Origin of the sequence: Mucilaginibacter flavus, assembly GCF_030409315.1 — a bacterium.
In the GTDB taxonomy this organism is placed as follows: domain Bacteria; phylum Bacteroidota; class Bacteroidia; order Sphingobacteriales; family Sphingobacteriaceae; genus Mucilaginibacter; species Mucilaginibacter flavus.
In genome coordinates this window covers 86,773-107,049 of sequence record NZ_JAUFPS010000008.1, presented here as the reverse complement: position 1 = coordinate 107,049, position 20,277 = coordinate 86,773, and the positions used below count along the sequence as shown (strand labels likewise).

Below are 20,277 nucleotides of genomic sequence, written 5' to 3'. Positions count from 1 at the left end.
AGCGTATTTGGGATTAATCTATATTTGTAAACAACTAACAGGATTAAAGAAAAAAAACGTAAACTTTTTTCAGGACGAGACATAAATCAAAATCCTGTTAATCTGCTTAATCCCGGTTCAGACAAAAAAAAACTTGCGAAGTTTTTAAAACTTCGCAAGTTTAATCAGGTTCCCACTAATGACTAATGACTAATGACTAATGACTAATGACTAATGACTAATGACTAATGACTAATGACCAAAAGAAATTTCTCCTTTTAAGTAGGTAACGGCTTTGCCGCTCATGAGTACGCGGTCACCTTTAAGTTCGCACCAGAGTTCGCCGCGGCGGGCCGAGATCTGGTAGGCGTGGAGGCTGCTTTTGTCAAGTATTTTTGCCCAGTAGGGAATAAGGTTACAATGTGCCGACCCCGTTACCGGATCTTCGGGAATCCCTGCGCCCGGCGCGAAGAAACGGGAAACGAAGTCCGAATTATCGCCGGGGGCAGTGGCTATAACGCCTACGGTATCCATTTTTGATAGGGCATAAAAATCGGGCGTAAGATCTTTAATATCCTGCTCGCTTTCATAAACCAAAAAGTAGTCGCGTGATCTTAAAAATGCTACTGGTTGTTTTTCTCCAAGAGCTTCGGCCAGGCCATAAGGTGGTTCTATTGGGATAGGCGGCCTCGACGGAAAATTCATGGTGTATTTATCCCCATCGCGTTTAATATGCAGGGTGCCGGCCTTTAGGGTTTCAAAATGAATTTCATTACCTTCAAAACCAAGCTCGGTAAATAATATATGTGCCGATGCCAGGGTGGCATGGCCGCAAAGGTCAATTTCATATTCGGGGGTAAACCAGCGCAGTTTATATCCGGTTTCGGTCTTTACAAAAAAAGCGGTTTCGGCCAGGTTGTTTTCAATAGCTATCTTCTGCATGGTGGCATCGGGCAACCAGCTTTCAAGCGGACAAATTGCCGCCGGATTACCGCCAAACAAAGTATCAGTAAAGGCATCGGCCTGGTATATAGGAATAGTCATGGCTTTTTGGTGTTATTAGCTAAGATAGGGAGGAGAATCAAGAAACAAGAGTCAAGAATCAAGATTTTTTTACTGATTTTGAGCGAATTGTAGTGTTTTTTCTGAAATACTTCGGTAAAATTAAAAAGTGTCTTTAAATTAAGTCACCTGAACCCTTCCTATCTTGACTCTTGATTCTAACCTCTTGACTCTTCTTCCTCACTCTATCCAAATAAATGAATTACTGGTATGCTGTTCGTTTTGCTCGTATAGTTTATTGGCGGGGTCAAGGAGCCATTTGCCATCCGCCAGGAATTTGTAACGGTATTTGCCTTGCTTAAGGTGCATTTTTATAGTCCACTCATTGCCGGTATGATCCATCACTAAGCCATCGGGGTCCCAATCATTAAAATTGCCGGCAATGTGTACGCTTTTGGCGTTTCCGTAACCGGCAAGCCTGAAAGTGTAGTTAGGTTTTATACTGATGAAGGAGTTGGATATGCCGCCTTCGGTAATGTGACGCGGATTTACGGGGTCTGTTATCCAGTTATCGTCCACAATAAACTTATAACCGTAATTACCGGGCGGAACGATGATAGGTATAGCCCAGCCCGTGGCTGTTTTTTTAAGCAGGATCTCTCCCGGTTTCCAGTTGTTGAAACTGCCTGCCAGGTAAACCTTTTTAGCCTCTGTATGGCCGTTTAGTTTGAAGGTTACCGTTTCGCCCAGGTTTAATACCGAATTTGTGTGCCCGTCGGCGTCTTTTACCGTGATAGGATTGGCAGGATCGGTAACCCATTTACCATCTACCCAAAAGCGGTAGGTGTGTGTACCATCATGCAGGTAAAACCGGGTTTGCCAGCCGTTACCTGTTTTTTGAAGTGAGATATTGCCGGCATCCCAGTTATTGAAACTGCCTGCAAGCATCACTTTTTTGGCATTAGCATATCCCTTAAGGGTAAACGTATGGTTGTATTTATAATAAACCGAGTTCACATCGTTAAAGCCATCGGCATGTTGCTGCAGGTTATCACGATCGCGTTGCCAGCGACCATCAATAATGTATTTGTATTCGTATACGCCCGGTGCCAGTCTGGCATCGGTAACCCACCCGCTATCGGTTTTTAACATAGTGCCTTTTAGCGTACTCCAGTTATTGAAACTGCCCGATAATAACACCCGTTTTGCCTTTAAAAAACCGGGCAGGTAAAAACGGGTTAAGCCCGATGGCAGGTCATAAACAGTAAGTTTCATGAACTTATTGATACCAAATGTTTCCTCATCCGGGTAGCCGGGTACACCGGGGTTTATGCCATGATCAGGAGCTATGTTGGTAGTGATAAGTACCGGCTGGTTTTGCGGATTTACATCTAAATCTTTTAAAGCGCGGTTAAAGATTACCGTATTTTTTTCTCGTTTGGCCAGTTTCCAGCCATCGTTGGTTAATGATGTAAAATCGTTATGTAAAATGGCCGCGGTATTGATGGTTTTAACACCGGCTTTAAGCAGGATAGTATCCAGTTGTGGTTTTGATGAGTTCAAATCAAGCATCAATATCAAATGCTCTTTACCCAAAACCAACGAATTACGGGTTTGGGCCCCGACCGTAAAGCCCGAGAGCAAAAGGAATAAAACGATGACTGATCTGCACTTTTTCATACTACTGGTTAGTGTAAATGTACATTTCAAATTCTTTTTTAGCAAAGTTGATGCTAAAGACACCCCGGATAAAAAAATCATACCCAAGGATGCCGTCAACAGAATGCCCGTAAGCCTTGCCCATTTTTTCCAGGCTGGTTAGCAATACCCTGTTTTTTATAAAACGCCTATCGCCAATAAGCAGGGTATCAAACCGGGCATAGATCACCTCAAATGCAGAGCCTCCAATTCCGGTAGTTTTTGATCGGTTAATTACCTGCATGCCGGGTAAAATTTTGCGGGCGCGATCATAATCCATCAAATTACTTTCGGCCCCGGTATCAAAAGCAAACCACATGGTATCGCCATTGGCTGTGCCTTTAATAAAAATTACATCATTTGCAAAGCGGAAAGATGTTTTCATCCAGGGTTCGTGAAAAGCCTGCTCACCTACAGGTACGTTACCATCAGCATCAAGCTTTTGAATGTATAAGGTGTTTCGGAACAAATCAACCGTGATAGAAAACTTGCTGAATAACCGGGTACCCAGCAAACCAAGTATTTTAACGCCCCGCCCGTTTTCAATGGCCGATAGGTCGGTAACATCCGCTGTAAGCCTTGGGTAGTGTATGTCTAAAATATTAAAATTGAAAACAGCGGTGGTAAATGATTCAGATGCGGCCCCGTTTAAACCTGCCGGTTCCTGGGTATCAATTTTGCGCATGTTGCGGAAATAGGTGGCATTAAGCACCAGGTAAGGCGCACCGGTATCCAACACAAAATTGCCGGCGAGGGTATCTATCTGCGCTTCCACAATAATAAGGTTGCCTGCCCTTTTTATGGGGACTATCACGGTATTGAAATCTCCGGAAGGGTCAGGATCGGGGCCGCGCATAGCATTTTTGAAAGTAATGCCCCCTATCGATACTTTTTCTGTGCATTGCCCCGTTTGCAGGCTTGCCATCAAAATAAGGATCAATAAAAATAAACAGGGCCGGTACATTTCATAGATGGTTTATGATAAGTAGACAGGTTTAAATGAGGATATGTTACAGGAAGGCTGGAATTAATTGATATGGCTTAAATAGCCGTAAGTAACCAAATCGTCTTTATGTTTAATTGGCCGGGTATATCCGTTGGTGATCAGAATTATCCTGTCGCTTACGTCAAGGATGTTGTAGTACTGGTGATCTGTTAAAATAACGCCTTTTATCTGCGCGCATCGTTTGATAATCACTTTAAGCGCCTCGGCCTGTATGGGCGAAATGTGGGTGAAAGGTTCATCCAGTAAAATAAAATCGGCTTTGCTGTAAATCACCAATAATATTTCCAGTTGCCGTAGTTGGCCGCCGGATAGTTCTGCTATCGTTTTGTTGTGGTAATCGCGATAGATGGGGTGGGCGGCTAAATCGTCATTAAACCTGTCGTCAATAATATTCATAGCCAGGTTTTTAATTTTGATACCTTTTGGCAGATAGTTATGCTGCGGCAGATAGGCTACACGCATGTTTTTATAGCCTTTTTTGATATACTCGCCGCTGATACTTACGTGTTTATAGGCTGGGGTAAGGGTACCAAATATAATGCGCAGCAGGGATGATTTGCCACAACCGTTACGGCCAAGAATGCCAACTACTTCGCCTTGTTTGCACTCCAGGTAAACATCCTGCAAAATTTTCCTGTTGTCAAATTCCAATAATACACTGTCGGTTTTTAAAATGAGTGGCTCCAAGGTTTAGCGAATGGTTGATAAGAAGATTAGGATTGTGAATATGAGAAAATCAAAACTGAAAGTGTACACATACAAACGGTTGATGCTGTAACCCGCGTTACGGAAATAGAAGTTTGTTTTGGTTGAATTGTAGTTTAAATACCGAACTCCAAGTACAGATACGTAACCGAAAATTTTGATTATAAAAGCTAACGCGATATTTAACTGCCCTTCAAATACGTAGTAAATAGCAAAAAATGAAACCAGCAGGCTCCATATAATTAAGGATTTATAAAAGTACCAGGTGATTCTGATGGTGTTGTTCATTCAGTTAATTATGACAGGTTAGCTGAATAACGTGAATTGAGGAATTAAATTTTAAGGGGAGAGTAATTTTAAAAAATACGTTCTACGCTTCAACTTTCAGCTTGTGAGTAATAAGGTTGCAGCTTTCAGCTGCCCTATATGGGGGAGTAAACTGTAACATAAGCTGCTCACTTATGTAGTATTAACCACGATTTACGCTACACTAAACTCGCGTTAACAAATAAATGATGCATTTAAACAAAAAGGTTGCGATCTAAGTAGGATGCTTAAATCTCAACTTTATATCTCGTCGCTTCGCAAGTTTTTAGATAATACAGATCAAATGTGGTAAGAAATGAACTACTTTATGATATCCATTAGCATCTTAAACACATATACTCTATTTCTCGCCCCTCCGGTAATTTCTATTAAGATGTTTTCGCTTTGAAATTTTTCCAAAAGATTATAAATAGTTTGAGGGCTTTTAGTGTTTATGTGCTCTTTAATCAAAGAAAAAGAAACCACAGGATTGGCGAATATAATATCAAGCAATGCTATTCCATACGTTGAACCAAAAACACTCAAACTGTCTTTGATATCCTTATATAGGTCAAGCATTTTATTTACTTTATTTTTGGTGTCTTCTGCTTGTACACTAATGGATTTAATAAAGTAAGTAATCCAAGCAATCCAATCTGAATTTTCATCAACTAATCTGAGGTTGTGGTAATATGCTTCTTTATTTCTTTCAAAATATTCGCTGATGTACAATATTGGATAACTTAATATGTTTTTTTGATATAACATTATCGGAATTAATAGTCGACCGATCCTTCCATTTCCATCTAAAAATGGATGTATAGCTTCGAATTGATAATGCGCTATTGCTATTTGGACTAAAATATCGGGTTCGTCTTCCGAATTTATATATTTTTCCCAGTTACTTATTAACGTGGTCAATTCATTGGCTGGTGGCGGGATATAAATTGCCGAATCTATAGTTGCGCCTGGTTTACCAATAAACACAGGGATTCTCCTAAAATTGCCTCTGTCTTTATTGGTGCCTCTCACAGATTTTAACAAGATTTCATGAAGTTGTTTCACGAAATTTTCTCCTAAAGGTTTTTTTTCTAAAAGTTTGGTTGCAAATTCGATAGCTTGTCTATAATTAATAATTTCGCGTATATCTCTCTCTTTAGCGTCATTTTCTGTTTTTTTTCCTTCCGCTTCATATTTGAAAACTTCTTCAATTGTAGCTTGGGTTCCTTCTATTTTGGAGCTTGCGACGGCTTCTTTTGTTAACAAGGGGCTTACTAAAATACTCTGATTAGGGATCAATGCCAATAATCCCTTTAATTCTCCTAATGCTCTATTTGCTTCTGATAAACACCGGACTAATTTTCCATAATCAATCTGAGGGGGTAAGATTGGAGGTATATAAGGTTGCTTTTTCAAGTTTTTATTTTTTTTTAAATATACTTATTCCATTCTTTCGATTCAAATTAGAATAGTTAATTGTGTAAAGTAATCTTCTATTTATTAATTTTTTAATCGAGATAGAATTAGATTAGAATTTTTAATTCCATTTTGTTTTTTAAAAATGGAATAATGAAATATTTAATTCTATTTCATTGGAATATGAATATTCTAATTCTATTCCATGAACTAATATTGGAATATATAACTCCTAATTCTATTATATTGGAATATAGATATTCTAATTCCATTTTATTCTCTTTGATTAGAATATCTCTTTTTTTATTCTATTTCATTGGAATAGCTTCTTTAATCTTATTTTGCTATTCAATCTTTGAATTGAAAATTGGAGTTTTTTTAATTCTCGTTTATGGCTTATGCAATTTTGTTGATTATTTAACAGAATCGACAATAAGAACAAAATACATAAAAGATTCTAACAAAAAAGCCATCGGCGTCACCGATGGCTTTCAAACTTATTGGGGAGATTCTCTATCCCAAATAAGATTTCAAAATTTTGCTTCTTGAGGTGTGGCGTAAACGTTGTAGTGCTTTGTCCTTAATTTGGCGCACACGTTCGCGGGTAAGGTTAAATTTTTCACCAATTTCCTCTAATGACAACGGGTGATTGGTGCTTAAACCGAAAAATAATATAATGATTTCGCGTTCGCGCTCTGTTAAGGTTGATAACGAGCGTTTGATCTCTTCAGATAACGATTCGTTGATGAGCATCGAATCTGTATTAGGCTCGTGGTTTTCCAATACATCTAATAATGTATTTTCTTCGCCCTGTACAAATGGTGCATCCATAGATACATGGCGACCAGAGTTACTCAATGTGTCAGAAATCTTGTCGACCGTGGTTTCTAAAATATCTGCCAATTCTTCTGGCGATGGCTCACGCTCATACTCCTGCTCCAGCTTGGAAAAAGCCTTGCTTATTTTGCTTAAGGAACCTACCTGGTTTAAAGGTAAACGCACAATGCGCGATTGCTCGGCAATGGCTTGTAAAATAGACTGGCGAATCCACCATACGGCGTAGGAGATAAACTTAAAACCTTTGGTTTCGTCAAAGCGTTTAGCGGCTTTAATTAAACCAAGGTTGCCTTCGTTTATCAAATCGCCAAGGGTAAGGCCTTGATTTTGATATTGTTTGGCTACAGAAACAACAAAGCGAAGGTTGGTTTTTGTTAAACGCTCCAATGCCGCCTGGTCGCCCTCACGAATTTTTTGGGCTAATATTACTTCTTCTTCGGCTGTTATCAGATCAACTTTACCAATCTCGTGAAGATACTTATCAAGCGACTGTGATTCGCGATTGGTAATGGATTGCGTTATTTTGAGTTGTCTCATCTATTTATTAAACCTCTCTGTCCTTTCTATTTAATTACAGAACGTCCAAAGTTATAAAAATGTTGTAAAAAATTGCAATTGAAGCGTCTATTTTCAAAAAAAATAAGCTATAAAATTTGTTTATAATATATTGATTGTCAATTGTTTGAAAATTTATGTTTCTAAATTTATGCTATTTTAATATAAAAATTGTTGAAATCTGCAAGCGGTATGGTTTTTGTGGTGTTCGTAAAACACTATGTAAATTTGGTGTTTGGTAACCCAGCCTCCCACATCAATTTCGCTGTACTATTTAACAGGCTTTATAAGCTGTTATTACGATTTTTCTCCAAATTATGTTTTTATAAATTTTATATCATCCATATTAAAGTATGTGAATAAAGTTGGTTTGTAATTCAATCAATATTTATTGTAAATCAATAAATAAATTTTGATCTTTAATAAATATTAATTTGCTTTGACTTAAATAAAAAGCAATAAAATGAAAAAGATCCGCAGCCTGCAAATAATGGTTTATATTGTGTTTGGCGCATTATTATTAAAGGGACTGATTGCCGGAGGCTTAGAAGGTTTTAAGGAAGGCTACGGCGACGTTAAAAATGTAAGCGATGGCAGTTTCAGGCAGTCGGAGGTCATGCCGGCTGTTTTCGATGGGAGTGTTTTAACACATAATGATGAAGGTAAAATAAAAATAAGCGATAAATACCTGCTCGAAAACGTAAACATTACCGCCGATTTACGGGTAAATACCGATAAGATTGCCATACCATACGTACTTACCGGGCTAAAATGGATTTTCAGTTTGGCGTTATTTATCATAGTAATTAAAGTAGCTGTTAACACCAATAGGGTAATAAAGCAAATTGCAGACGGGACCATGTTTAACCGGGCCTGCATTAAAGTGATCAGCAATACAGGCATGTTATTGTTGCTGTTTAGCCTGGTTGATTTCGCCCAACAGCAACTGGCATATTACCAACAATCCATATTAACCCAGGGAGGGCTTAAAGTTGTCAATGTATCCACATTTGATTTTGGATCGCTCATCATGGCTATCCTTGTGTTTATTATTGCCGAAGCTTTTAAACAGGGCGCTAAGTTAAAAGAAGAACAAGCATTGATTATTTAACCATGCCTATAATAATTAATCTTGATGTGATGATGGCGCGCCGTAAAATGTCGCTAAATGAATTGAGCGATAGGGTAGGGATCACCATATCCAATCTATCTATCCTAAAAACAGGTAAAGCCAAAGCTATCCGTATCGAAACCCTCGATGCCATCTGCAAAGCGCTCGGCTGCCAGCCGGGAGATATATTGGAATATAGTGGTGAGTGGTGAGTGGTGAGTGGTGAGTTTGCGGTTTGCAGTTTGCAGTTTGCAGTTTGCAGTTTGCAGTTTGCAGTTTGCAGTTTGCAGTTTGCAGTGAAAATAGCCTGACAAGTTAGGAAAAATCGTATCGAATTTTATAAACTTTCTCCCGCGCACCCGGCTCGTGGGAGTATGGTAAATCTGATTTCAGAAAATTTTAATAATTCTTTAATTCGATAAATTCTGGTTCAGAAAAAAATAAATAATCAAAACAAAGCCCCCTCAAATCGAATTCCCCACTGCCCACTGCCCACTGCCCACTGCCCACTGCCCACTGCCCACTGCCCACTGCCCACTGCCCACTGCCCACTGACCACTGCCTAAACTTCGCTCAGCTTAAACACATCCTTAACCCTGATACCTTTTTCTGTTTGTTGCAGGGTGCAGCATTCGTTGATGGGGTCGTGCTCAAAGTATAGGATGTAATCTTTTTCCAGGGCTTCAGTTAAAATCAGTTTCTTTTCTTTAAGTGTGGTAAGCGGGAACATATCGTAAGCCATCACGTAGGGCATGGGGAGGTGACCGATGGATGGCAGCAGATCGGCCATGTAAAGGATTTGCTTACCTTTGTAAGTTATTAATGGCAACATCATGGCTTCGGTATGGCCGGATGCAAAACGGATATCGAAATTGTTGGTAAAGTTGATGCCGTCTTCTGCGTTAATGAATTGCAACTGACCGCTTTCCTGTATCGGTAGTATGTTCTCTTTTAAAAATGAGGCTTTCTCACGGTCGTTAGGGTTTACGGCCCAGTCCCAGTGTTTTGGGTTGCTCCAGTACCGGGCATTTTTAAATGCCGGTGATAGTTTTTCACCCTCACGAACAACGGCACCGCCAACATGGTCAAAATGCAGGTGGGTTAAAAATACATCGGTAATATCATCGCGATGAAAACCTAATGATGCTAATGATTTATCCAGCGTAGCATCGCCATGTAAATAGTAATGACTTAAAAACTTAGCATCCTGCTTGTCTCCAATACCCGTATCAATCAAAATCAAACGACCTTCGTCCTCTACCAGTAAACAGCGCATAGCCCAGGTGCAAAGGTTATTGTCATCGGCCGGGTTGGTTTTATTCCAGATGGATTTTGGTACCACCCCAAACATGGCCCCGCCATCTAATTTAAAAAAGCCGGTGTTTACCGTGTAGAGTTTCATAGTTTAAGTCAAAATTAAAAATTCAAAAGTCAAAAATTGATTGGCAAGTTTTACAAAGTCAAAATTCAAAAGTAAAAATTCAAAAGGCTTTTCTGATGTAATAATGAAATTAAAGGAGGCAAAAAGTGTGTAAAACAAAAGCCGGCTGCTAATTAAAGCAACCGGCTTTTGAGTTTGTCTATCCAACAGCCAGGTTTTTTGACTTTTGACTTTTAATTTTGACTTTTCAAATTACAAATGAATTACTTCGTCGTAAGCGGCAGCGGCTGCTTCCATTACGGCTTCGCTCATGGTCGGGTGCGGGTGTACCGATTTGATAATTTCATGGCCAGTAGCTTCCAGCTTGCGGGCGGTAACTACTTCGGCAATCATTTCGGTAACGTTAAAGCCTAACATGTGCGCACCTAAAAACTCGCCGTATTTGGCATCAAAAATTAGTTTTACAAAACCATCTTTAGCGCCGGCAGCACTTGCCTTGCCCGATGCCGAGAATGGGAATTTACCCACTTTAATTTCGTAACCGGCTTCTTTAGCCGCTTTTTCGGTATAACCTACCGATGCAACTTCTGGTGAGCAGTAAGTACAGCCCGGGATGTTGTTATAATCTAAAGGATGTGGGTTTTGACCAGCAATTTTTTCAACGCAAATGATACCTTCAGCAGATGCTACGTGAGCCAAAGCCTGGCCTTTTACAATATCGCCAATAGCGTAAACGCCTTCAACGTTGGTTTTGTAGTAATCATCAACTAATACTTTACCACGCTCGGTTTTTACACCGTTTTCTTCAAGGCCGATGCCTTCAATGTTGGTAGAGATACCTACTGCCGATAAAACGATTTCGGCCTCGATAACTTCTGTGCCGGTTGCGGTTTTGATGCTAACCTTGCAAAGTTCGCCCGTGCTGTCAACGGATTCAACGTTAGCACCGGTCATGATATTGATGCCTTGTTTTTTAAGGATGCGTTGCAGGTTTCTTGAAACTTCTTCGTCCTCTAAAGGCACAATGTTGTCTAAATATTCAACAACGGTAACCTTGGTACCTATTGAGTTATAAAAATAAGCAAACTCGATACCAATAGCGCCCGAGCCTACAACCACTAATGATTTGGGTTGTTTTGGCAATACCATAGCCTGGCGGTAGCCAATTACTTTAACACCATCCTGTTTAATGTTAGGCAATTCGCGGCTGCGGCCACCTGTAGCAATGATGATGCTTTTAGCGGTGATTTGTTTAGTTGTGCCGTCGTTTAATTTTACTTCAACAACGCCTTTTGATTTTAATTTACCAAAGCCGTTAACTACATCGATCTTGTTTTTTTTCATTAAAAACTGTACGCCTTTGCTCATGCCATCGGCTACGCCGCGGCTGCGCTTAACTACAGCTCCAAAATCAACTTCGCCGGTTCCGTTAATTTTAATACCATAATCCTGTGAGTGGTTAAGGTATTCAAAAACCTGGGCGCTTTTTAATAAGGCTTTGGTTGGGATACAACCCCAGTTAAGACAAATACCACCTAATGATTCTTTTTCAATGATGGCAGTTTTTAAACCGAGTTGTGAAGCGCGGATTGCTGCTACGTAGCCACCCGGGCCCGACCCTATAACAATTAAATCGTAGTCCATATTTTTAATGATATACTTTGATAACTAAATTTTTGTTTTGAACGGATTAACAGCCGGATGTGTTGCTACACCAACAGCTATATTTTTCAAAGGCCCAAAGCTAAGTAAAAACGGGCGAAATGAGAAAACAGAACATTTTACTGGTACGATAAAATTTAGGATTTACAGTTCAGTTTTTATCTTGATGCAAAAGGTTGTATTATTTATGAATATCATATTAAATCTACCGTTTTAGTGTGGTATTTATGTAATATTATGACATTGTGTTGAAAAATAAGCAAAGATTGTTAACATAAACTTAACATTGACAATGAGGGGATTACTTATCTTTGCTGCCAATTAACTCAAAGTATAATTAAAAAAGCAATTTATGAGGAAGCATTACCTTCTTTTATTATTATTGACTGGTTTATCATTCCTGATTAGCAGGAACGCGGTAGCACAGGGTGTAACAACCGCCAGCATAAACGGTACCGTTACCGATGCTAAAGGTGCAATTCCAGGCGCAACTGTAACCATTACACACGTACCAACAGGTACAGTGTACGCGACTGTAACCCGTGCCGATGGCCGTTACAACATCCCTAACTTAAGGGTAGGTGGTCCGTACACTTTTAAAGTATCTTTTATCGGGTACAACTCTTTTACGCAAGAAAACATCACTTTATCAATTGGCCAGGATCAACGTATCGCGGCTGTTTTGCAGGATAACACCACCGCTTTAGGTGAGGTTAAGGTTACTGCATCTGCCGGTAAAGTGATTAACTCGTCACGTACCGGTGCCCGTGAAACCATCAGCCGTCAGCAAATTGAAAACCTGCCAACTGTTTCACGTTCATTAACCGATTTTACCAAATTAACACCATCTGCCAACGGTTTAAGCTTTGGCGGTCGTGCAAGTACCTTTAACAACATTACTGTTGACGGTGCATTGTTTAACAACTCATTTGGTTTGTCAGGTACTTTAGGTGGTCAAACCAGCTCACAGCCAATTTCATTAGACGCGATTGACCAAATCCAGGTTGATATCGCTCCTTATGACGTTCGTCAGGGTAACTTTACCGGTGCAGGTGTTAACACTGTAGTAAAATCTGGTACCAACGAAGTTAAAGGTACTGCTTACTACTTAGCACGTGGCTCTAAATTACAAGGTTACCATGTTGGTCCAACCAACTTAAACGTTACTCCTGTTAATTACCATACAGATGGTATCGCGGTAGGTGGCCCAATCATCAAAAATAAATTGTTCTTATTCGTATCTGGCGAGCAAGAAAGAATCTCTCAACCACCTTCAACTGTGTATGTAGCCGGTGGTAATGGTGCAAGTGGTGCAAACGTATCACAAGTACAGGCTTCAACACTTGATGCGATTAAAGCAAAGTTAATTTCATTGGGTTACAATCCAGGTAACTACCAAGGTTATAACTACAACACTTACAGCAATAAATTAACTGCTAAGCTTGATTGGAACATTGATAAAAACAACACATTAAGTGCTAAATATTTTTATCTGAAATCATACAAAGATCAGCCTGCAAGTAACTCTGGTATCAGCAACAGCGATGGTAAAACAGCCGTTGGTTACGGTACTACCCGTGCGCCAGGTATCAGCACATTGCCTTTTTATGGTTCTGGTTATACTATCAACAACAACTTTAACATTGGTATTGTTGAGTTAGATACCCGTGTATCTAACACCATGTCAAACAAACTGACTGCCGGTTACTCTGCTTTAAGAGATTATCGTAGCTTCCTGGGTTCGGGAACTATTCCTATGGTTGATATCGGCAACGGTACAAACGCTGCCGATGGTACTCAAATTACAGGTGCTACTGCAACAGCAACCAGCTTTGGTTCTGAATTGTATACTGCGGGTAACTTGTTAAGCACAAACATCTGGCAGTTTTCTGATGATTTCACTATCTACGCAGGTAAACACGAGTTTACCATTGGTACTACAGATCAGATTCAAAGCTATACCAACGGTTTCGCTCCGGATTATAACGGTTTATATACCTACAACTCAGCATCTGATTTTATTAACGGAAATCCTGCTGCCGCTTACACTCAACGTTACTCTGCTGTGGGTAATAGCTTCCCTTATGCTAAGATCAAAGCATCTATTTACAGTGTTTACGTACAGGATAAATTCCATGTAACTGATAACTTCAGGTTAACATACGGTTTAAGAGCCGATTATGATGCTTTCCCAACTTCATTAGCTGCAAACGCAAACGCCGCTGCTTTAACTTTCCAGGGTGGTACTCATGTTGATGTATCTAAATTACCAAAAAACAGAGTTCAGCTTTCTCCACGTGTTGGTTTTAACTGGGATGTTAATGGTGATGGATCTACCCAGATACGTGGTGGTTCTGGTTTATTCACCGGTTCTGTTCCATTTGTATGGATCTCTAACCAGGCTTCAAACAACGGTTTATTGTTTGGTTCAAAAACCATTACAAAAGCTAACGATCCTACCAACAAGGCGCTTATTTTTAATCCTGATGTTAATGCAAACCGCCCGGCCAACGCAGTTGCCAATACCTCTTACGAATTGGACGTTGCTGACCCGAACCTGAAATATCCAAAAATCTGGAGAACCAACTTAGCAGTTGATCAAAGGTTGCCAGGTGGTGTTATTGCTACTATCGAAGGAGCTTACACTAAAGATATCCGCGCTATCTATCACCAAAACCTTGTTCTTTCTGATAGCTATACTGTATTACCAGGTACAGAAGGACAAATCCGTTACACTTCAAAAAATACAACTCCTGCCGCTGCTGCTGCAACTGCAGAAAACCCATCAATTACCGGTTTGTATTACATGAGAAATACTAACAAAGGATTCTCTTACTTCTTAACCGGTCAGTTACAAAAAAGCTTCACTAACGGCTTTGCTGCAAGTGTTGCCTATACTTACACCAAATCTAAAGATGTTAATGACGGTGGTTCAACTGCAAGCACTATCTGGAGCACAAGATACGTAGCAGGTAATCCTAATACCGATAACCTGTCAAACAGTAGCTATGTACAGCCAAACCGCGTAATCGCAACTTTCTCATACCGTAAACAATTCTCTAAAAACACTGCAAGTACTTTAGGTTTAATATTTGAAGCTGCTAACAGTGGTGCCGTATCATACATCACCAGCAACGACCCTAACGGCGACGGTGCTACCAACGATTTAATGTTTATCCCTAAAGCTCAGGGCGACATTATCCTGGTTCCTGGTGCTCCATCTGCAAACGGTACAGTTGATAACCGTACTCCAGCCCAAATCTGGAATCAGTTAAACAACTTCATTAACCAGGATGCTTACTTAAGCGCCCACAGAGGTCAGTACGCTCAAAGAAACGGTGCTATTTTGCCAACTTACAAAAGGGTTGACTTACACTTTGCACAAGATTTCTTTGTACAAGCCGGTAAAACTAAAAACACATTGGAGTTCACTTTCGACGTGATCAACTTCACCAACTTATTGAACCGTAACTGGGGTTTATACCAAACTTCATACAGTGGTTTCAACAACGGTGCAACAACTGTGTTAAGGTATGCTGGTTTAGATGCAACAACTGGTCGTCCAACTTATTCATTCCCTTATCTTGATGCCAACAACCAGATTCCGGTTACTAAATCATTCCAGAATGATATTAGCATCCTGTCTCGTTTCCAGGCTCAGATTGGAGTTAGATATACTTTTAACTAAGATAGTATAGCTATAAAATACAAGCCCCCGGCCATTTATGTGGCCGGGGGCTTTTTTGTTGTGTAAGTTTTGCTTTAGCCTTTATAGGTTTTAAAAATCTTATCCCAAATGGTGGTGTAAAAACCGTAATTGTAATGGATATTTAAGTGGTGGTTATGGTGAAAGGTGGATGTACCCAGGTAACGAAAAGGAATAACACGCCTGATAGAATGAGGAAAAGGCTCGATACCTAAATGCCCCATGATGCCAAAAAATACATTTACAGTTAGGTAAATGAGCACCGAGTAAAAATTGAAGCTAAGGGACGCGATAGTTATAAGCCATAAAGAGCCAAAGCCAACAGTTTCAATAGGGTGGAGCACGAAAAGATCAATAGGCGTGGGATCTGTATAGTGGTGGTGAAACCGATGGATTGCCTTGTATACAACCGAATGATGTATAGCATAATGGAAAATGAACATAGCCAGGTCCATTAGCATAAAAAGGGCTACAAAATCTATAACTATAAACCAATTGATAGTAAAGTTCATAACAATGTAGCCCTGCTGCCATAACCAAAACCCAGCATAAGTAATGGCGGTATTGATGACGTTTGTTAGCAGGCAAATACCTATTTCATTGCGTGATGGTTGTTTTATGGCGTTGTGGTTTAATCTTAATATTATCCACCCAAATAAGAGCGCAAGGGCTGTAACCGCCAGGTTTTCTAACAAGAATATGAGCCATAAATTTAATGTTGGTTGTGCCGATAAAAAGCGGAGCATATTAGATTCTTTTTGTTAAAAATAAAGCTGTTGAAATTATGTATTATTTGTTAAGATGCAGTTTTTATGTTTTACAATGATTTTCTTTAAAAGAATTGATCTTGCTAAACACTTGTTTTTTAACTATTTACGATAATTTGTAAAATATTAGTTATAAAGAAATGGTTAATATTAACTTAACATTAACCGATACCTCGTTCTTTACTTTTGTTTTCAATTAAATAGATAATTAATTAAAGACAAAGCAAATGAGGAAGATTTTACTTCTCCTACTATTTTCGGTTTTTACAGTGGGCATTACCCACGCGCAAGGAAACGATGGGAAACAAATTAAGGGCAAACTGTTAGATGCCCAAACAAAAGAGCCGCTGATAGGCGCTACAGTATCAGTAAAAGGTACAACTACGGCAGCTTCGGTAACACTTGACGGTACTTTTAAAATTAAGGTACCCGAAGGTAACACAACTTTAGTATTCAGGTACATAGGTTATGTAACCAAAGAGATGGATGTTACCGGAACCGATCTCGGAACTATTATGTTAGATCCTACATCGGCCTCTGTAAAAGAGGTTGTAGTAACAGCGAATGCTTCGTTAGCGATTGACAGGCGTACGCCCATAGCCGCGTCATCGGTTAATAAGGTTTACATTGAAGAAAAAGGAGCCGGGGCCGAATTTCCAGAGTTATTGAAGGCAACACCAGGCGTAATGACCTCAAAAGGCGGCGGTGGGTACGGCGATTCACGGATCAATATCCGCGGATTTAGCAGCAATAACGTGGCGCTGTTAATTAACGGCATCCCGGTTAATGATGTGGAGGCCGGTAAAATATACTGGAACGACTGGGCCGGTTTAGCCGATGTTACCGCATCAATGCAGGTACAACGCGGTTTAGGTGCATCAAAAGTGGCCGTGCCATCATTAGGTGGTACTATTAACATCACAACCAAAAGTACAGAGCGTCAGGAAGGCGGTACCATTCAACAGTCAATTGGTACATTTAACTCAGCTAAAACACTTGTATCTTATTCAACCGGGTTAACAAATAAAGGATGGGCTACATCATTCCTGCTTTCAAGAAGCACAGGCGATGGTTATGCTCCTGGCTTGTATTACACCGGTTATAGCTACTTTGCCAACGTATCAAAACTTATTGGCGAATCGCAAACTATTTCATTTAATTTGATGGGTGCCACTCAAAACCACGGACAGCGTTACACCTTCAATAATATTAACACTTACAGAAGCAGCCCGCTGGGTATCAGGTACAACTCCGATTATGGATATCTTAATGGTGTGTTGACCAGTGCCGAACAAAACTATTACAACAAGCCACTGGCATCTATCAACCACAACTGGCAAATTAACACCACATCATCGTTATCAACCGTGCTTTATGCGTCATATGGTAACGGTGCGGCTCGTTATTTAACAGGCTCAAATGTTACGCTTACACCGGGTAGCTCAACAGGTGTGCCGCGTACAGGCGATATCTACTCGCCAATTGATTTTAATGCTATCACTAAGGCAAACGTTAGCAATGCTGATGGATCTGCAAGTAGGTACTTTATTAACAGCGTAAATGATCATAAGCAGTACGGCATATTAAGCACCTACAAAAAAACAGTTGGTGATATCGATATATTAGCCGGTGTTGATGGTCGTTACTATGAAGGCGAGCATTACAACCAGGTAAATGATTTGCTTGGTGGTTCATATATTGTTGATACCAGGAGCACCAGTGCTACCAGCCCTACAGGTAATATCAACAACCCTAACGCACACATAGGCGTTGGCGGTAAATTCAATAATGATTACCGTTATGAAATAGCCCAGGAAGGTGTATACGTACAAGCCGAATATAACAAAAACGATCTTTCGGCTTTTGTAAGTCTTGCAGGTAATAATACCAGCAACAGAAGGGTAGACTATTTTAACTACCTGGATACCGATCCAAATCAGACCAGCAAATGGGTTAACTTTTTAGGTTACCAGGCAAAAGGTGGTGCCAACTATAACTTAGATAGTCACAATAACGTTTTTGCTAATATTGGTTATATCCAACGTTCGCCGCTGGTTGCTAACATTTTCGTCAATAAAAAGAACGATCTTAACCCTGATGCCAAACCAGAGCAGTTAATGAGCTATGAGTTAGGTTATGGTTTCAGAAGTTCGATATTTAGCGCAAACGTTAACCTGTACAGATCAACTTATAATAACAGGGCTAAAACAGCCACGTTTGTTGATCAAACGGATAACTCCGTTTATAACGTAAATATTTCTGGTATTAACGAAGTACACCAGGGTATTGAGGTTGATGCCAAATTACGCCCGGTTAAAGATGTAACCTTAAGCGGAAGCTTATCAATTGGCGATTATCATTACACCAGCAACACCGGCCCAACACAGGTTACCAGCGATAACGGTAAATCATTTACACAGGACGCTTTATTACTAAAAGGTTTAAAAGTTGGTGAGTTTGGTACTTCAAACACAAGTGCCCAAACTACCGCAGCTTTAGGCTTAGATGTGCAGGTATTTCCGCAGGTAAAAATTGGCGCAAACTACAACTACTACGCTCGTTACTACGCTACTTTCGATCCGTCAAAACTGACTACTACACAACAAACAACAGCAGGCCAGGCTTTCACCAACTATCAATTGCCGAATTTTTCGACAGTAGATATGAACATTGCTTACCGCTTCAAATTCGCAGGCCTTGACGCTGCTTTAATTGGTAACGTGTATAACCTGTTTAACACTACTTATATAGCCGATGCTTTTGAGACCGCTATACCTAACAGTGTTGCCGCTTACGGTTTTGTGCCACGTACCAATAATCTTGGTGTTTGGTATGGTTCGCCAAGAACTTATGTAGCCACTTTTAAAATTAACTTTTAATTATTGCCAATAAGATATTTCATGAAAACGATAATATATAACCTGCTATTACTTACAGCTATTACCGCTGTATTTAGTGCCTGCCACCCGGTGAATAAGCTATATGACGCTATCGGGCCGGTACCAACACCTAACGGCACACCACAAACTTTTACACTTACTTTGGCAGCGGCCGACTACAACTTATTGCCGTCAACTAACTATGCCAAAACATCGTTAAACTTTCAAACCAAAGATGACGCGGCATCAAGTATCCCTGTTATTCTGGGTTCAAAATACCCTAACTATGCCGATAAATCAAGCGTGACAGTTACCTATGCTGTGCCGCCGGTTACGGTTGCAGTTGCCGATTCTGTTTTTAAAGATGTAGCCTATACATTGGTTGATCCTACCGATTACCTTTTATTACCAGGAAATAAATACAGCGATTTTAGCGCGGCGCAAATCCTTTCATGGTTGCCTTATAAATATCCAACCCCGGTAGCCAACCAATTGGCGGTTTTAACTTTTATTTATTATGAAAGTGGCGCGACATCTACAGTGACACAGTCATTCCTGTATTTAAATGGTGCCTGGAAAAAAATCTACACTATATCTGCAGCGCAATATGCGTCAATTGGTAAAGGCGGAACAAGTAATGATTTCGCCGCGGCAGATGCTGCCAACCTGGTTGCCTATTTCAATACCTTTTTAAAGGCCGATGCTGCTGTTGCTGCCACTGCCAAAGCGGGTGATGTGCAATACATCAGCTTTAAATATTATGGAGGCAGCGCGGCTAAAACCTATCAGCGTGTAATGCCATTAACTTTTGATGGCACTAACTGGGCTACAACCTCATTACCACAAAGTTTAACTTTTGCCAGAACTGCCGGCGTTTGGATTGCCGATAACACGGTTAATTACACACTTGCTGCTGCCGATTACACTTACATAGGTACCACTACAACGGGTTCAGATGCTGCCCGTGCTAACGTGGCCCAGTATGGCGATTTTAACCTTACCGCTGGTGCAGCAACAGGATGGACGGATGCCGACTTACAGGCTGCCCTGATTGCGGTATTAGCACATAAATATCCAACCGCTGTTGCAAACCAAAAATTTGTGGTAACCTACGCCGCTTATAATGGTTCTACAATTAGTGTAACCAAAACATTCCAATTCAACGGTACCACGTTTGTACAGTTATAAGTTGTTTACTGGATATATAAGTAGCAAACAAAAAAGCCGCCGGATAAACTCCGGCGGCTTTTCTATTAAAAAAAAGACT

General features: G+C 40.2%; 15 protein-coding genes. 5 read left to right on the top strand and 10 right to left on the bottom strand.

Annotated elements, in window-relative coordinates:
• Positions 1–231: 231 nt before the first annotated feature.
• The 7 genes from QWZ17_RS02575 to QWZ17_RS02545 form a co-directional block, all read right to left on the bottom strand.
• Positions 232–1,023 (bottom strand): PhzF family phenazine biosynthesis protein, encoded by a 792-nt coding sequence (locus tag QWZ17_RS02575; RefSeq protein WP_290303324.1) that lies wholly within the window; start codon positions 1,021–1,023, stop codon positions 232–234.
• A 198-nt stretch (positions 1,024–1,221) separates the two neighbouring features.
• Positions 1,222–2,661 (bottom strand): early set domain-containing protein, encoded by a 1,440-nt coding sequence (locus tag QWZ17_RS02570; RefSeq protein ID WP_290303323.1) that lies wholly within the window; start codon positions 2,659–2,661, stop codon positions 1,222–1,224.
• 1 nt (position 2,662) lies between these two features.
• Positions 2,663–3,643, bottom strand: a complete 981-nt coding sequence (locus QWZ17_RS02565; protein ID WP_290303322.1) for an aspartyl protease family protein — start codon at positions 3,641–3,643, stop codon at positions 2,663–2,665.
• 63 nt (positions 3,644–3,706) lie between these two features.
• A complete protein-coding gene (locus tag QWZ17_RS02560; RefSeq protein WP_290303321.1) occupies positions 3,707–4,372 on the bottom strand; it encodes an ATP-binding cassette domain-containing protein in 666 nt (221 codons plus the stop codon).
• A 3-nt stretch (positions 4,373–4,375) separates the two neighbouring features.
• Positions 4,376–4,678 carry a hypothetical protein gene (locus QWZ17_RS02555; RefSeq protein WP_290303320.1) on the bottom strand — a complete coding sequence of 101 codons (303 nt, stop codon included), beginning with the start codon at positions 4,676–4,678 and terminating at the stop codon, positions 4,376–4,378.
• Between the two features lie 339 nt (positions 4,679–5,017).
• A complete protein-coding gene (locus tag QWZ17_RS02550; protein WP_290303317.1) occupies positions 5,018–6,112 on the bottom strand; it encodes a Fic family protein in 1,095 nt (364 codons plus the stop codon).
• Between the two features lie 513 nt (positions 6,113–6,625).
• Complete coding sequence (locus tag QWZ17_RS02545; RefSeq protein ID WP_290303316.1) at positions 6,626–7,486, bottom strand: sigma-70 family RNA polymerase sigma factor; 861 nt, start codon at positions 7,484–7,486, stop codon at positions 6,626–6,628.
• Between the two features lie 481 nt (positions 7,487–7,967).
• Here QWZ17_RS02545 and QWZ17_RS02540 point away from each other — a divergent pair, with 481 nt between their 5' ends.
• Both QWZ17_RS02540 and QWZ17_RS02535 read left to right on the top strand, forming a co-directional pair.
• Positions 7,968–8,615, top strand: coding sequence for a DUF2975 domain-containing protein (locus QWZ17_RS02540; protein ID WP_290303314.1), 648 nt, complete (start codon positions 7,968–7,970; stop codon positions 8,613–8,615).
• A 2-nt stretch (positions 8,616–8,617) separates the two neighbouring features.
• Positions 8,618–8,827, top strand: a complete 210-nt coding sequence (locus QWZ17_RS02535) for a helix-turn-helix domain-containing protein (protein ID WP_290303312.1) — start codon at positions 8,618–8,620, stop codon at positions 8,825–8,827.
• A gap of 350 nt (positions 8,828–9,177) precedes the next feature.
• On the opposite strand, the gene QWZ17_RS02530 is transcribed toward QWZ17_RS02535, so the two are convergent.
• The gene (locus QWZ17_RS02530) at positions 9,178–10,017 is read right to left on the bottom strand and encodes an MBL fold metallo-hydrolase (RefSeq protein WP_290303311.1); all 840 of its coding nucleotides are present in this window, start codon (positions 10,015–10,017) and stop codon (positions 9,178–9,180) included.
• A 231-nt stretch (positions 10,018–10,248) separates the two neighbouring features.
• The gene (gene lpdA / locus QWZ17_RS02525; protein WP_290303310.1) at positions 10,249–11,640 is read right to left on the bottom strand and encodes a dihydrolipoyl dehydrogenase; all 1,392 of its coding nucleotides are present in this window, start codon (positions 11,638–11,640) and stop codon (positions 10,249–10,251) included.
• Between the two features lie 370 nt (positions 11,641–12,010).
• On the opposite strand from lpdA, the gene QWZ17_RS02520 reads away from it, so the two are divergent.
• Positions 12,011–15,346, top strand: coding sequence for a TonB-dependent receptor (locus QWZ17_RS02520; RefSeq protein ID WP_290303309.1), 3,336 nt, complete (start codon positions 12,011–12,013; stop codon positions 15,344–15,346).
• Positions 15,347–15,420: 74 nt separating this feature from the next.
• On the opposite strand, the gene QWZ17_RS02515 is transcribed toward QWZ17_RS02520, so the two are convergent.
• Complete coding sequence (locus QWZ17_RS02515) at positions 15,421–16,110, bottom strand: sterol desaturase family protein (RefSeq protein WP_290303308.1); 690 nt, start codon at positions 16,108–16,110, stop codon at positions 15,421–15,423.
• Positions 16,111–16,358: 248 nt separating this feature from the next.
• On the opposite strand from QWZ17_RS02515, the gene QWZ17_RS02510 reads away from it, so the two are divergent.
• Both QWZ17_RS02510 and QWZ17_RS02505 read left to right on the top strand, forming a co-directional pair.
• Positions 16,359–19,010 carry a TonB-dependent receptor gene (locus tag QWZ17_RS02510; protein WP_290303307.1) on the top strand — a complete coding sequence of 884 codons (2,652 nt, stop codon included), beginning with the start codon at positions 16,359–16,361 and terminating at the stop codon, positions 19,008–19,010.
• A gap of 21 nt (positions 19,011–19,031) precedes the next feature.
• Positions 19,032–20,198, top strand: coding sequence for a hypothetical protein (locus QWZ17_RS02505; RefSeq protein ID WP_290303306.1), 1,167 nt, complete (start codon positions 19,032–19,034; stop codon positions 20,196–20,198).
• Positions 20,199–20,277: the final 79 nt, after the last annotated feature.